This window comes from Hymenobacter bucti, assembly GCF_042681145.1.
Classification (GTDB): Bacteria; Bacteroidota; Bacteroidia; order Cytophagales; family Hymenobacteraceae; genus Hymenobacter; species Hymenobacter bucti.
The window spans coordinates 135,740-148,477 of the sequence record NZ_JBHUFD010000018.1 but is presented as its reverse complement, the minus strand read 5'-3'; the positions used below and the strand labels follow the sequence as shown (position 1 = coordinate 148,477).

The window sequence follows — 12,738 nt, the reverse complement described above, 5'->3', positions numbered from 1 at the left end:
CTCTACTCATTACAGAGCAGAATTTATAACTCTAGTTCCTGAGTAATAATCTCCACTTAAAGAATAAAGACTGCTTCTTGGTTGCAATGCATTTGTTACACTTCCGAATGTAACACTATGACCACCTTCTTTTTCAAAATATACCTTGTAATAATATACCACAAGTATATGTAACGCGCCAACAGCATGCATAGCATTACGCAAGTTTGCATCCTTAAAATGCGTATTTCTGTGATGCTTAACCTTATTATTAGCAGTCCACCAAGTTGGGGGATTATTTGGCAAAGATAAGTTTTCCCAAGGTTTCAGCTCTATATTATACTGCCTAGCATAAACGGACTCATTAATTAGTTTCGGGCTGTAATTAATAATTATAAGTTGATACTTATTTATTGAATCTGCTTTAGCATTACTATCCAATAAATGGCATAACTGTTTTAATAAAACATCAGCCTCAGATGAAGCAGACAATAAAATTCTTGCAAACTCAATTGAATACGTTTCAGCATTTTCAGTCGAGAACTCCACATATCTAGCAGTATCTCTAAGCTGCTCTTCGATAGCTAAGTAATAGCTCCAATGGTGGCTATAATCTCCAAAAGTCATCATTGATTCGCATATCTTATGCGACTAAGATACATGTTTCAACTGTGCGCTCCTCCTTCAACGAACGCTAGTACCCCATAACCGTTTAAATAAGCTCTGTCGGCTAGGCTTACCTCCCCCACCGGCGGCTGCTTATGACCAAGCTCCTGTCGTTTCTATCGCTCCTCGCTGCTGCCACAGCCTGCGGCGACTGCGAGCCCGTGAACCTGACGCCCGACGAGCGCGCCTGGGTCAGCGCTTACCAGCCCGGGCAGCGCCTCACGTTTCGCAGCAACCGGGGCGCCACCAACGTGCTTACGGCCCAGCCTCTCAAGAACTTTCACGACAACCAGGATTGCAACCAGCTGGAATCTGGTAAATACCAAGCCATTCGCTCGACGCTGGTGCTGACGTCGGCCACAGCGTACAGCAGCGACTCTCCAGGTTTTTCGCTGCTGGCTTACAAAACCCACCCCGACCACCCGGCCATGCTAACGTTCACGCTGGCGGGCTTACTGTGCCAGGCCTCCGACCCGCCCGGCAGCCCCAATCCCCGGCTGGTAAAACTGGCCCCCGAGGCCATTACGCTAACCAACGGCCACCGCTATCCGATGGCCCAGCTTATGCGCAGTGGCCAGCACGGTACTATTCACATGGGCAACAGTCAGTTGCGGGCTGCCTGGTGGGACCAGCGAGCCGGCCTGCTGCGCTATGAGCTGGTTAGCGGCGAATTATTTGACTTGGTTGCTGAGTGACGAAAGCCTAGGAGGTTGCCCCTGTCTAGCAGTGACAAAAGCAGTTGATATCTTGTACTTCAGGGCCAACCATATGAAGATTTAATGAGTATGCAGGAGTAAGCCCAGCGCCTTTCGACTACGGAGCCTAGGCGCGCAGCTTTTCCACGCTTCTCATTCGCTTCTATGTCCGTCACCAACGACCTGCTGAATACCGTCCTGCGCCACGCGGGTCAGGAAGTATCGCGTAAGGAATTTCTCAATCTGGCCGGGCGCGGGCTGGCGGCCAGTGTGGCGGCAGGCACCTTAGCCGCTTGCCAAGATAAATCGGCGGCGGGCTTAACTGCCACTACGCCTACCACCGGTACGCCGGCCGCGCAGGTCGATGCCAGCACGGTGTACGCCGCGCCCGGCGGGCCGCAAGTGCCATCGTCGGAGGCGGTGTCGCCGCCCGCCAAGGTGCCCGCGGCGGGCGACCACCCTATTGAGCTAGAAGCCTGGAAATCGGCGGTGGACCCTAAGTCGCCGCCCACGCCGACCCCGTTGCCGCCCGACCAGCGCGTGGGCTACGCGTTGGTAGGCCTAGGTCACCTCACCCTGGAAGAATTGCTGCCCGCGTTCGGGGCGTGCAAGAAGTCGAAGCCGGTGGCGCTGGTCAGCGGCTCGCCCGAAAAAATGGCTAAAGTAGCTAAGCAGTATGGTATTAAGCCCACGAGCTGCTACTCCTACGCCGACTACGACAAGCTGAAGGACAACCCCGAGGTACAGGCCATCTACATCGTGCTACCCAATTCGATGCACGCCGAATACGTCATCCGGGGGGCCAAAACGGGCAAGCACATTCTCTGCGAGAAGCCGATGGCCAACTCGGTGCGTGAGTGCGAGTTGATGATTGCCGCCTGCAAAGAGGCTAAGGTGAAGCTCATGATAGCCTACCGCATTCAGTACGAGCCCTACAACCGCCTGGTGCGCGACATGGTGCGCGGTCAGAAGTTTGGCAAAGTCAAATACATTCAAGCTCAGAATAGCCAGAGCTCGGCCAACGTGGACCACTGGCGGCACAAAAAGGCGCTGGCCGGCGGCGGCGCGCTGCCCGACATCGGCCTGTATTGCCTCAATACCAGTCGCTTCCTTCTAGGTACCGAGCCCACCGAAGTATTCGGCTACATGCACAGCACGCCCGGCAACCCACTTTTTAAGGAGGTAGAAGAGATGATGAGCTGGCAGATGCGCTTCCCCGACGGCGTGCTGGTGAGCGCCATCACGCACTACGATACCCACGATTCGCGCTTCTACCGCGTGAACGCCGAGCGCGGCTGGCTGCACCTCGACAACGGCTACGCCTACCGCGGCCAGCAGTTGCAAACCTCGCACGCCGAAGGCCCGGCCAGGATGCAAAACCAGATTACCATCGGGGCCAACAACCAGTTTGCGGCCGAGATGGACCACTTTTCGGCGTGCATTCTGGAGAACAAGCCGCCCCACACGCCCGGCGAGGAAGGCCTGCAAGACCAGCGCATTATGGAAGCCATTTACCAGTCGGCCCGCGAGGGCCGGCCGGTGAAGCTGCCACCCGTGAGCGGCACCGACGTGTTTCGCGGGCCAGAGCCCAAGCTGGGCTAGGTGGGTTATTACGATTTTATCAACTGCACCAGATACGTCTGTCATGCAGAACGCAGCGCAGCATCTTACGTGACGTAGTAATCAAGGTGTAAAGATTGCTGCACCACGCAAGATGCTGCGCTGCGCTCTGCATGGTTACCGGGTTCTTCCGGTTCTTAATTCGGAAGAGCGTTCCAATCTCAAAACCGCTATTTCCCAATCCATAGCGCGGACTCACAGAGTCCACGGTACTTGTTATGACTGAGAACGAACGCCTGCAACAGCAAGACAACGACGAGCAGAAACGGCTACAATGGGGCCCTTACCTTAGTGAGCGCCAGTGGGGTACGGTACGTGAGGATTACAGCGAGGGCGGCGAGTCGTGGAGCTCGCTCTCGCACGAAGACGCGCCCGCCCGCACCTACCGCTGGGGCGAAGACGGCCTAGCCGGCATCTCCGACGACACCCAGACGCTGTGCTTCGCCGTGACCTTGTGGAACGGGCAGGACGACCGCCTGAAAGAGCGCCTGTTTGGCCTTACCAATGAGGAAGGCAACCACGGCGAAGACGTGAAGAAATTGTATTATTACCTGGATAACACACCCACCCACAGCTACCAGAAATTCCTCTACAAGTACCCGCAGGCCGCTTTTCCATACCAGCAGCTGCGTGATGTCAACGCCGGGCGCGAGCCTACCGAGCCCGAATTTGAGTTGCTCGATACGGGTATTTTTGATGAAAACCGCTACTTCGACGTGGTGGCCGAGTACGCCAAGGCCAGCCCCACCGACTTGCTGGTGCGCCTCACGGTATCGAACCGGGGCCCCGAAACGGCGCCGCTGCACCTGCTGCCCACGCTCTGGTTTCGCAACCGCTGGAGCTTCGGCGCGGAGGGCGGCCAGCCGACAATAACGCGCCAGGCGCCGGCCGGCGAGCACCAAGCCGTACTCGCGCACCACGACCGCCTAGGCGACTACACGCTGTGCTTTCCAACTACCGATACGCTATTACTCACTCATAACGAGACGAATACTGAGCGTCTGTTTGGCACACCTAACGCGACGGGCGCGCTGGTGAAAGACGCCTTCCACGCGGCGCTGCTGCCGGGCGGCGATGCCCACCACGCCAGCCGCACGGCTGAGGCGGGCACCAAAGCGGCGCCGGTTTACGCGCTCCATATCGGGCCGGGCGAGTCGGTGGAAGTGCGCCTGCGCCTGAGCACCGACGCGGGGCTAACTGCTCCCCTAGGGGAGGATTTTACCAACGTATTCGCGGACCGGCTGCGCGAGGCCGACGAGTTTTACGCGCCCCTGCTGGCCGGCAGCACTCCCGAGGAGGCCGCCGTGAAACGCCAGGCCTGGGCCGGTGTACTCTGGAGCAAACAGTATTATAACTATGACGTGACCCGCTGGCTGCAAGGTGACCCCGGCCAGCCTACGCCGCCCGCCAACCGCGGAGAGTTGCGCAACGGCGACTGGCCCGATTTCAAGGCCGAGCACATTATTCTAATGCCCGATAAGTGGGAATACCCTTGGTTTGCGGCCTGGGACCTAGTGTTTCACTGCCTCGCGCTGGCGCCCGTCGATTTGAAGCTGGCCAAGGAGCAGTGCTTGTTACTGGCCGCCACGCCCCACTTTGCCAAGCCCGATGGCTGGATACCTAGCTACGAGTTCGACTTTTCGAATACCAACCCGCCCGTGCAGGGGCAGTCGGCGTGGCTGCTGTATGAGTACGGTAAAAATGAGCTAGGTGAGTGCGACCTGGATTTTTTGCGGGAAGCACTGCGCGAGTTTTTGCCCAACCACCACTGGTGGATGGAACGCTTCCACCGCCACCCCGAGGAGAGCTTCAAGGGTAGCTTCCTAGGGCTTGATAATGCCAGCATTCTCAACCGCGAGGAGGTGCCGGGCGGCGGCTACCTCAAGCAGGTCGATAGCCTGTCGTGGCTGGCAGGCTACACGCTTTACCTCATGCGCGCCGCCCTGGAGCTGGCCCCTGAAGACCCGGACTGCGAGCAGCTGGCCATTAAGCTCTTCCATGATTTTGAAGAAATCGGCGGCTCGCTGGCCGAGCTGGCCGCCGAGTGCCACGACGACCCCGAGCTGAGCAAAACCGGCTTTCACTACGATATGCTGGTGGAGCCCGACGGCCGGCGCCGCCCGGTGCCCATGCGCTCGATTCTGGGCTTGGCGCCGCTATTCGGCAAGCTCGTGCTGGAGCGCCACACGCTGGCCCACGTGCCAGCCTTCGTGGATGTAGTGGAGCAGCACCTCACCAACGTGTGGGCCGCGCCGCGCTACCCCGCCGTGGTGCAGTCGGAAGATGGTGCGCGCTGGCTGTTCAGCCTCATGCCCCGCCAGAAGCTGGAGCAGGTCATCCCGTACCTGTTCAGCGAAGATGAAATGCTGGCCCCCAGTGGCTTTCGTTCGCTCTCGAAGGCTCACCTGGCCCAGCCCGCCGCGATGGAAGTGGCCGGCGAAACCCACACCGCCACCTACACGCCCGGTGAGTCGGACACCAACGTGATGGGCGGCAACTCTAATTGGCGCGGCCCGGTGTGGCTGCCGCTCAACTTCGTGCTGCTGCTGGCCCTGGACCGGCTCTGCCGGTTCTATGGCGACGCCCTAGGGCCCGTGGAGCTGCCCACCGGCTCAGGCCACCGGGTATCGCTGCACGACGCGGTGGCCGAAATAGCCCGCCGCATGCAATCGCCTTTTTTGCCCGATGCCGAAGGCCGTCGCCCGGCGCACGGCAACGACCTGCGCTACGCCACCGACCCGCACTTCCGCGACCTGCTGCTCTTCCACGAGTACTTCGACGGCGACACCGGCCGCGGCTGCGGCGCCAGCCACCAAACTGGCTGGACGGCGCTAGTAACGCTGCTGGGGTATTTCACCAAGTAGCTCTAGACTACATGACGACTGAGTCGATATCATCAATTTGGATTTCCCCCGGTATAACCAGTGGCGAGACCCCAGAAACGCATTACAATGTTGGCAACACAGATGTAATAGTTTATTTCTCAGACAATTCTAGTTACGTCGCCACCTTTTTTACTTATAAAAACATTGATAGAATAGTAAAGAATTATCAGCAGACAGGAGAAGGTTTGAGTGGCAAATATTTCTGGGCAAGTGATATGCTTCTTGTCGATAAAATAGATAGAGCCTCGATTGAAGCAGTAGTCTACGACTTGCTGGAAGAAGGTTCTTTCCTGAATGTTTTTAGGCGTGTGGTTTAGCGGGGGCAGCGCTATTCCCCCGCATCAAAGCCAGATACAGGCCGCCCGCCACAAAAAAGCCCACGAACCACGCGTAGTTGTAAACTTCTAGCAGCCAAGGCCACACGGCCGCTTTGTCAACTGCGCCGATGGCCGCCAAGAAGCCCGGCACGCACGGCAGCACGCCCAGCACCAGCGCCACCAGGGCCACCGGGTTGAAGCCGCGCCGGTAGGTATACTGGCCTTCGTACTGGTACAAGTCATTCACGTTCAACACCTGGCCGCGCAGCACGTAATAATCAACGATGAGGATGCCGCCGATGGGCCCCAGCAGCGCCGAATAACCCACGAGCCACGTAAAAATGAAGCCGCTAGGGTCAGCAATAAGCTTCCAGGGGAAGATGAGCAGGCCGACCACGCCCGTGAAGTACCCGCCGGCCCGGAAGCTGATGCGCTGGGGCACCAGGTTGGCGAAGTCGTTGGCAGGGCTCACGATGTTGGCCGCAATGTTGGTGGCCAGCGTAGAGAGGGCCACCGCCAGCATGGCCCCGGTCACGAGCCAGCGGCCTTCGAAACGGCCGGCCAGCACCACCGGGTCCCAGATGGTGGTGCCGTAGATGAGGAGCGTGGCCGACGTAACGACCACGCCTACAAATGAAAACAACGTCATGGGCAGCGGCAGGCCCAGCGCCTGGCCCACCTGCTGGGCGCGCTGACTGGTGGCGTAGCGCGTGAAATCGGGAATGTTGAGCGAGAGCGTAGCCCAAAAGCCCACCATGCCCGTGAGCGAGGGAAAGAAGAATTTCCAAAACCCGCCCGGCGTAGTAAAATGCGCCGGCTGCGCCAGAATTGGCCCTAGGCCGTGCCCGGCCCAAATGGCCCAGGCCAGCAGCGCCAGCGCCGCCACCGGCAAGAAAAAAGCCTTGAACACCAACAGCTTGCGGATGCTATCGACGCCTAGGTACACCACGTACATATTGAGCAGCCAAAACAGGAAGAACAAAATGGCCGGCCCCGTAGCCAAGCCCCAGCTGGCCGGAAACACCGCCGGCAGCGTGCCCAGCGCCGGCCACCAGCGCACCGCCGCCTGGTAGAGTGCGTAGCCGCCAATCCAGGTTTGGATGCCGAACCAGCCGCAGGCGATAACGGCCCGCAGCAGCGCCGGCACATTGGCTCCCAGCACCCCAAAGCTGGCCCGCGCAAACACCGGAAACGGAATGCCGTAGCGCGCGCCGGCCCGGCCATTCAATAGCATGGGAATGAGCACGATGGCATTGCCCAGAAAAATCGTGAGCAGCGCCTGCCACCAGTTCATGCCGCCCTGAATGAGGGAGCTGGCCAGCATGTAGGTCGGAATGCACAAACTCATGCTAATCCAGAGCGCGGCGTAGTTCCAGGTGCCCCAGGTGCGGGCGGCGGCCGGCGTCGGGGCCAGGTCGTCGCTGGTGAGGCCGGCGGCGGCCACGGCCTCCTCCACGCTAGTCGAATACGGAGTTGCCATGCGCTAACGCGGTCGCCGGGAAGGGTTTAGCCGGGCCGCTCGCGCAAGCTACGCGGCGGGGCGCACGTGGGCAAGCCCCTTTGGCTGCCACCAAAGGCAGCCGCCAGCCGGCACCTAGGTACTTGGGTTGCTGGCCCTACGCAGCAACGAGTAGCCCACCTGCAACGCAGCCACCAACGCCAGGCCGATGGCGGCGCCAATGCCTCCCCAAACAACGTCGGCCAGGTCAAACCGACGGTAGGCCCGGAAATGCTGGCCGGCCTCGGCCAGTATCACCAGCACCAGCAGCAGCCCCCACGCCACCAGCCACTGCCACCACGGCCGGCGCTGCCAGGCAAGCTGCCCGCCCACAATAAGGCCCAGCGCCACCAGCGGCACGGCCGTGCGGATGGTATCGTTTTCCTGCTTATCGGCCCACTGGGCCACCGACGGCGGAATAAACCACACGTAGCCCATCGAGGGGCTCGAACGCCAACTCAGGTACAGCACCAAGCCCGCCCCTATCGTCACTAGAAAATAATATAATAGCCGATTCATACATTCAATTGCTTAGCAATGCGCCGGCCGCTAACTACTAGCCTTCTTGCGGATAACCAATTATTTATCAGTTATTAAAGCACAGAGCTACCCGCAAACCACGCACAACATACCCCTCTAACGGCAGTAGCTACCCTAGGTTGGCGGCCCGGCCGCCCGCGCGCGGAGCCTAGCTCGGCGGCTTGGGCAGCTGCGGAAATTCGCCGACCAAGAACGTGTGCTTGCCTTTTTCCGCGATTTTAGTGATGGTTTCCATAAACTGGAAGAAGCGAATATTCTCATCGCCTTTCATTAGCTCGGAGGCGTTTTTGAGGGCGCGGGCGGTGGCCACGGCCGTGCGGGCGTTCTCCAGGTCGGCCTTAGCCCTGATTTTGGCTTCGAGGTGGCGGGCAAACAGGTCTTGAATATTTTTCGGAAACGTAAGGTCGCGCAGTTGCACCTGCTCCAGGGCCAGGCCCAGCGCGGCGGCTTGCGCAGCCAGGGCTTCGCTGCCCAGGTCGGTGAGCTCAGCACGGCGCTCGGCTAGCTCCTCGCTACCTAGGGCCCCGATTTGGGTGCGGGCGGCCAGCTGCACGGCCGTGGCAAGCCGCTGCTCGGCATCGGCCAGGGCGGGCAGGGTGCCCCGGCCGATGTCGAAGCTACCGGCGAAGCGCAGCGCATCGGCCACGCGGTAGAGCACCACGCACGAAAAGCGCAGCGCAATGCTGTCGCGGGTCAGCACCTCCTGGTTGGTGATGAGCAGCTGGCGCGAAGTGGTGGGCAGGGCCAGCAGCTGGGTGCGCCCAAGCAGGTCGAGCACCTCATAGCGGCCGGGCGGCAGCTCCTTCTCCAGCACGTTGTTGCGGTAGAGCAGGCCCACGCTATTGGGGCGCACCTGGTAAGTTTTGGTAAGAATACCCATTCGCGGAACTACTATTTTGCCTTGGAAAACCGAAAGAGCACCCGCTGGCCGGGGGCCGGGCGTGAGCCGGCGGGCGAGGCCCGGCGGCGGTATCTGCCCGGCCGCAAGCGGCCGATGGGCTTGGGCCGGGGCCCGGCTCCTTCGGCTTTCACGCAGCAGCTGTTTAAGCTCTACTTTCCATACGAAAGCTAAACTCCATCCAGGACTGACTGAGGGGAATCGAACCCCCTACCGGCCCGCCCCGCAATACCCTGCCTCTAAGCGAGCCGGCGAGTGAAACAGGTAGCGGTTGGGGGCGAAGGTAAGCGCCGGCTACCCACACTGCGTGCCCTTTGCCACCGTCAGCGGTCACTTACTGCTTGTAAAATAGCTAGCTAAGCTCCCTATTGCCAGCAAAGCGCCCGCCGTCGCTGCTATCCACCAGGTGTAAGACCAATCATAGTTTGGATGCAGCGCCGCCCGGTAATACAGAATTCCGTCGTAACGCACCACTTCTATTTCATCGCCGATTTCCAACAAGCGACTGTTGCTCTCCGCGTATTTGAGGCGTTCAAATACCAGTTCTCCTTTCGCGTTCATATACACGACATATGGGTAGTCGAGCCAATTCCAGCTACCCGCAACCCGCACGTATTCTTTTCGATAGCTCCTAACGATAGCTACAGCGTGATAGCCTAATTTTTCAATAGTGCTGGCCAATTTCTGCGTATAACAGTGCCACCAGTATAGCAAGCAAAGGCATACAAGTACGAACGCCAATACACTAGCACTCATAGTTACAAGCTAGCTAAATTTAGTATTTAACAACCCCTCGGCCAGCGCCCGGTCATTACCCAGCCTAGGTACTTTGTTTTGCCCGCCCAGCTTGCCCACGCTTTTCATGTAGCGCTGGAAAGCGCCGGGGGCCAGCGGCGTCAGCAGCAGCGGCACCAGGATGTGGCCCTGGCGCAGGTCGTCGTAGTAGGCGTTGCGCTGGCGCAGGGCGGTGTCGAGCACGGCGGCGAAGGCGGCGGTATCGCGCGGCGGCTGGGCAAACTCGATGAGCCACTCGTGGCGCGAGGGCTGCGTGCGGTCCTCACTCACGAGCGGGGCCACGGTAAACTCGGTGACTTCGGCCTCAGGGTGCTGGCGCACGGCCTCGCGCAGGGCAGCTTCCACTTCCTCGCCAATGACATGCTCGCCAAAGGCCGACAAAAAGTGCTTGATGCGGCCCGTGACTACCACCCGGTGCGGCTGCAAATCGACGAAGCGCACGGTGTCGCCGAGCGAGTAGGCCCAGAGGCCGGCATTGGAGGTGAGCACGAGGGCGTACTGCTTACCTAGCTCGACCTCGCCGATGGTGAGGCGGGGCGGATTCTCTTCAAAAAACCGCTCGGCGGGCACAAATTCGAAGAAGATACCACTATCGAGGCGCAACAGCAGGCCGGGGTTGCCGGGCTGGTCCTGGAAGGCCAGGAAGCCTTCGGAGGCCGGAAACAGCTCGATAGTATCGACGGGCCGGCCAATGCTTTCGAGTAGGCGGGCGCGGTAGGGCTCCATGCTCACGCCGCCCGACACGAAGAGGTCGAACTCAGGGAAAACCTCGCCCACCGGCCGGCCAGTGCGGGCCACAAGGCGGTCGAAATACATTTGGACCCAGGGCGGAATACCCGAAATGAGCGTCATCTCTTGCCCTAGGGTCTCGCCCACGATGGCGTCGAGCTTGGTTTCCCAGTCCTCGATGCAATTGGTGGCGTAGCTCGGCAGCTGGTTGCGGCGCAGGTAGGCCGGCACGTGATGGTTGACGATGCCCGAGAGGCGGCCGGTCGGGATGCCGCCCACCGGCTCCAGCTCGGGCGAGCCGGACAGGAAAATCAGCTTGCCATCCAGGAACCTAGGCCGGCCGGTGGCGGCCACGTAGTGCAGCAGCGCATCCTTGGCCCCGTTGATGTGGTTGGAAATGCTGGCCTGGGTAATCGGGATGTACTTGGCGCCGCTGGTGGTGCCGCTGGTTTTGGCCAGGTACAGCGGCCGGCCGGGCCACAGCACGTCGGGCGCGCCCGTTTTTACGCGGTCGAAATACGGTTTCAGGCCTTCGTAATCGCGCACGGGCACGCGGGCGGCCAAGTCGGCGGGCGTGCGCACGGCCCCTAGGTCGTGGTCGTGGCCAAAGGCGGTGCGCGCGGCGGTGCGCGCCAACGTGCGCAGCAAACGCAGTTGGGCCGCGGCGGGGTCGCGCTGCCACTGCTGGTAGCGGTGCACAGTGTAGGCCGCCAGCGGCCGGCTCAGGGCGGCTTTGATTCCCATAGCTAGGCAGAAAAGTCGAGCAGATTGACCACAAAGGTCAGGCCCTAGGTGCCAATAATGGTGGTGAGGCCGGGCAGGCGCTCCCTTGCTGCTGCTAGCGCCCGTAAGTTGGCTGGCCTCGCCACCTTCTTTGGGTGTTTAATAACCAGCTATTATTTCTTGGACAATATCATAACGCCACAGTTGCACGTATGCGGCCTGCGGGCCTAGCGGCCCACGTTCATACTCCCCATTTTTTCCTTATTACCATGATTAATCAACGCGGCAAAGCTGTTTGGAACGGCGACATGAAAGGCCACGGCAACATCACGACCCAGAGCGGCGTGGTAGATGCCCAGTACTCGGTAGGCTCACGCTTTGAAGGCCAGAAGGGCACCAACCCCGAAGAGCTCATTGGCGCGGCCCACGCCGGCTGCTACACCATGTTCCTGACCAATGTGCTCGGGCAGCACGGCCACACGGTCGAAACCATCACCACGACCTCGACCGTGACGCTGGACCCCAGCCAGAACCCGCCCAAAATCACCAAAATCCACGTGAGCACCGAAGGCAAAGTGACTGGCGGCAACATCACGCCCGAGGATTTTCAGAAGCACGCCGAGTTTGCCAAGGCCAACTGCCCCGTATCGCAGTTGCTGAGCGCCGTGCCCGAAATGACGCTGGAAGCCAAATTGAGTTAAGAGTTGAGAGCTAGGAGTTAAGAGTTAGCAAACAGGCTTTTACTTATCCCAACGGCCAACTCTTAACTCTTAACTCTCAACTCTTAACTAATTTCACGCCATGCCCACTGGTACTACCCGCATTCGCCTACGCCCCGCCAACTCCTCGCGCCTCTCGTTCGGGGTGCAGGTTTCGCTCGTTCTTTTTGCCATTGCCTACGCGTCGCTGATGCTGCGCAACGCTCCTGATGGGCACGAGTACTACTGGCTGCACTATGTCTTTCTGACGATTTGCGCCCTGTACCTAGGGTTCATTCTGGTGCACAATGCGCCGGTATTTGGCACCCAAAGCTATTTCGAGTTTGCGCCCGGCTACCTGGTGCACAAGGCCGGTTTGTTCCGCGCCAAGCAGGTTTTTGCGGCCGAAAACATGAGCCAGCTCGAGCTGCTCTCGCGCCAGCTGCGCGTGCGCCTCAAGGATGGCGACATCCACGTGCTGAACATGCGCGAGGTGCGCGGCACCCGCCGCCGCGCCATGTTGCGCGGCCAGCTCGAAGCCTTTGCCCAGCGCTACGGCGTGCAGCTGCGCGAAGACGTGCCGGCCACTACTCCTACTCACAAACCTAGGCCAGCTTAGCGGCCTACGTGCTGCATGGCATTGTTGCCGCAGAAGTCTTTGTGTACCATGCGCTACCAGCGCATGGTTTTTTTTT

13 protein-coding genes are annotated in these 12,738 nt (G+C 59.9%); 7 read left to right on the top strand and 6 right to left on the bottom strand.

What is annotated here, in order from left to right:
• Positions 1 to 9: 9 nt before the first annotated feature.
• Positions 10 to 609, bottom strand: coding sequence for a hypothetical protein (locus ACFSDX_RS19765; RefSeq protein ID WP_382316706.1), 600 nt, complete (start codon positions 607 to 609; stop codon positions 10 to 12).
• A 131-nt stretch (positions 610 to 740) separates the two neighbouring features.
• On the opposite strand from ACFSDX_RS19765, the gene ACFSDX_RS19760 reads away from it, so the two are divergent.
• The 4 genes from ACFSDX_RS19760 to ACFSDX_RS19745 all read left to right on the top strand — a co-directional run bounded on the left by ACFSDX_RS19760 (position 741) and on the right by ACFSDX_RS19745 (position 6,162).
• The gene (locus tag ACFSDX_RS19760; protein WP_382316704.1) at positions 741 to 1,340 is read left to right on the top strand and encodes a hypothetical protein; all 600 of its coding nucleotides are present in this window, start codon (positions 741 to 743) and stop codon (positions 1,338 to 1,340) included.
• Between the two features lie 165 nt (positions 1,341 to 1,505).
• Positions 1,506 to 2,942: a Gfo/Idh/MocA family protein gene (locus tag ACFSDX_RS19755; RefSeq protein ID WP_382316702.1), complete on the top strand. Its 1,437-nt coding sequence runs from the start codon at positions 1,506 to 1,508 to the stop codon at positions 2,940 to 2,942.
• Between the two features lie 236 nt (positions 2,943 to 3,178).
• Positions 3,179 to 5,824 carry an MGH1-like glycoside hydrolase domain-containing protein gene (locus tag ACFSDX_RS19750; protein WP_382316700.1) on the top strand — a complete coding sequence of 882 codons (2,646 nt, stop codon included), beginning with the start codon at positions 3,179 to 3,181 and terminating at the stop codon, positions 5,822 to 5,824.
• An 11-nt stretch (positions 5,825 to 5,835) separates the two neighbouring features.
• Positions 5,836 to 6,162, top strand: coding sequence for a hypothetical protein (locus ACFSDX_RS19745; protein ID WP_382316698.1), 327 nt, complete (start codon positions 5,836 to 5,838; stop codon positions 6,160 to 6,162).
• Here ACFSDX_RS19745 and ACFSDX_RS19740 read toward each other — a convergent pair.
• The 3 genes from ACFSDX_RS19740 to ACFSDX_RS19730 all read right to left on the bottom strand — a co-directional run bounded on the left by ACFSDX_RS19740 (position 6,146) and on the right by ACFSDX_RS19730 (position 9,080).
• Positions 6,146 to 7,642, bottom strand: coding sequence for an NCS1 family nucleobase:cation symporter-1 (locus ACFSDX_RS19740; RefSeq protein ID WP_382316696.1), 1,497 nt, complete (start codon positions 7,640 to 7,642; stop codon positions 6,146 to 6,148). The two genes, ACFSDX_RS19745 and ACFSDX_RS19740, sit on opposite strands and share 17 nt — an antisense overlap.
• A gap of 114 nt (positions 7,643 to 7,756) precedes the next feature.
• Positions 7,757 to 8,179 carry a VanZ family protein gene (locus tag ACFSDX_RS19735; protein ID WP_382316694.1) on the bottom strand — a complete coding sequence of 141 codons (423 nt, stop codon included), beginning with the start codon at positions 8,177 to 8,179 and terminating at the stop codon, positions 7,757 to 7,759.
• A gap of 169 nt (positions 8,180 to 8,348) precedes the next feature.
• The gene (locus ACFSDX_RS19730; protein ID WP_382316692.1) at positions 8,349 to 9,080 is read right to left on the bottom strand and encodes an SPFH domain-containing protein; all 732 of its coding nucleotides are present in this window, start codon (positions 9,078 to 9,080) and stop codon (positions 8,349 to 8,351) included.
• Positions 9,081 to 9,101: 21 nt separating this feature from the next.
• On the opposite strand from ACFSDX_RS19730, the gene ACFSDX_RS19725 reads away from it, so the two are divergent.
• Positions 9,102 to 9,272, top strand: coding sequence for a hypothetical protein (locus ACFSDX_RS19725; RefSeq protein WP_382316691.1), 171 nt, complete (start codon positions 9,102 to 9,104; stop codon positions 9,270 to 9,272).
• 156 nt (positions 9,273 to 9,428) lie between these two features.
• Here the strand turns inward: ACFSDX_RS19725 and ACFSDX_RS19720 are convergent, their stop codons facing one another.
• Both ACFSDX_RS19720 and ACFSDX_RS19715 read right to left on the bottom strand, forming a co-directional pair.
• Positions 9,429 to 9,779 (bottom strand): hypothetical protein, encoded by a 351-nt coding sequence (locus ACFSDX_RS19720; RefSeq protein ID WP_382316689.1) that lies wholly within the window; start codon positions 9,777 to 9,779, stop codon positions 9,429 to 9,431.
• 84 nt (positions 9,780 to 9,863) lie between these two features.
• Positions 9,864 to 11,366, bottom strand: a complete 1,503-nt coding sequence (locus ACFSDX_RS19715; protein ID WP_382316687.1) for a GH3 auxin-responsive promoter family protein — start codon at positions 11,364 to 11,366, stop codon at positions 9,864 to 9,866.
• 248 nt (positions 11,367 to 11,614) lie between these two features.
• Between ACFSDX_RS19715 and ACFSDX_RS19710 the strand changes: the two genes are divergently transcribed.
• The gene (locus tag ACFSDX_RS19710; RefSeq protein WP_382316685.1) at positions 11,615 to 12,046 is read left to right on the top strand and encodes an OsmC family peroxiredoxin; all 432 of its coding nucleotides are present in this window, start codon (positions 11,615 to 11,617) and stop codon (positions 12,044 to 12,046) included.
• Between the two features lie 100 nt (positions 12,047 to 12,146).
• Entirely contained in the window at positions 12,147 to 12,662 is a 516-nt protein-coding gene (locus ACFSDX_RS19705) for a hypothetical protein (RefSeq protein WP_382316683.1), read from the top strand.
• Positions 12,663 to 12,738: the final 76 nt, after the last annotated feature.